The sequence below is a fragment of the Bacillus pseudomycoides DSM 12442 genome, from assembly GCF_000161455.1.
Lineage (GTDB): Bacteria > Bacillota > Bacilli > Bacillales > Bacillaceae_G > Bacillus_A > Bacillus_A pseudomycoides.
In genome coordinates, this window is sequence record NZ_CM000745.1 from 5,338,907 (window position 1) to 5,340,182 (window position 1,276).

Annotated in this window: 1 pseudogene; it reads left to right on the top strand. The window is 32.5% G+C overall.

The features are described 5' to 3' along the window. Positions 1-709: 709 nt before the first annotated feature. Positions 710-1,036 (top strand): annotated as a pseudogene (locus BPMYX0001_RS27065) (phospholipase C/P1 nuclease family protein); the annotation flags it as partial. Positions 1,037-1,276: the final 240 nt, after the last annotated feature.

Below are 1,276 nucleotides of genomic sequence, written 5' to 3' on the forward strand. Positions count from 1 at the left end.
CAATCTTATTCATATATCTTGAACGACCTAGCGCTAGGCTCTCTCCTTGCACACGCTTGAGGAAGGAGAATTCTTTCGGATAGAGTGTTAAACTCTGGTTATTATTTACTTCTCATAGAATGTAAGGACCTTACTTCCCCCTCATTTAAACACTATGTTTTTAATAAGTAAACAATAAAATTCCATCATTTATATTTAATAATTCAGATATTTTGTATTTATAATATAAAAAAATTATATTAAAAAAAGTTAAATATTATTAATCACTTCACTAAGTGAAATAATTATACTATGATAATTAAACCTAAAATATAGTGATTTTCATTGATCTATATTAATCTCTTGCTAAAAAATGTTTTCAATATAATTTAATGGTACTTCATATATAATTTTACTTTATTTGGAAATGCACAATTACATATAAATATAGTCATATCAACCATAAATAACTCATACTATTATTATCTTATGAATAGTAATTTAATTTTCCATAAACATTACAGGGGAAATTTTCTTCTAGGGGTTCAGCCGAGATACGTGTAAAAACGGGGCACAGTGATATAATATTTACCAATCTATTATTATTTAGGTTGTAATTAAAATGAACATTTTTGCTATAGACAGCAATATTAAGAAATAGATTATTAAAACAGTATTCCTATTACTTTATCATCTTTATTATTTTATAAGATGGATCTAATTAACTTCCCATAACGATTTGAAAAATGCATTTTTCTATTTAGGATTATCACTTCATTATTTAGGAGATGTTAATCAGCCTATGCATGCAGCAAACTTTACTAATGTTTCGCTTCCAGTTGCCTTACACTCAAAATATGAAAACTTCGTCGCTACTGTAAAAGACAATTATAAAGTAAAAGATGGAAATGGCTATTTGAACTGGAAAAGTGTAAATCCAGAAGACTGGGTTCACGCTTCTGCAGTTGGTGCAAAAGCTGTTTTCCCATTAATTGTACATGATAAGACGAAAGAGTTGTTTATAGATGCCACTGTATCACAAGACGCTGCTGATAAAGTGAAACTTTAATCAGTGGGGGTTTTCTCCATCCCCCACTGATTATTAGTTGAACCAATCGGGCTTTTACGGGCAGTTTATCTCCCACCTAGCTTCTTTAGAAAAGCGGAAGCGGCTCGCTCAGAATCGCAGGACGTTGGAGCCTCCGACAGAGAGGCGCTTTTTGCCTCGTCCGAGAGGGCGAAACGACCGGAGATTCTAGCCGCTAGAGCTGGACAATGCTTTCGCAGAATTTTGAGG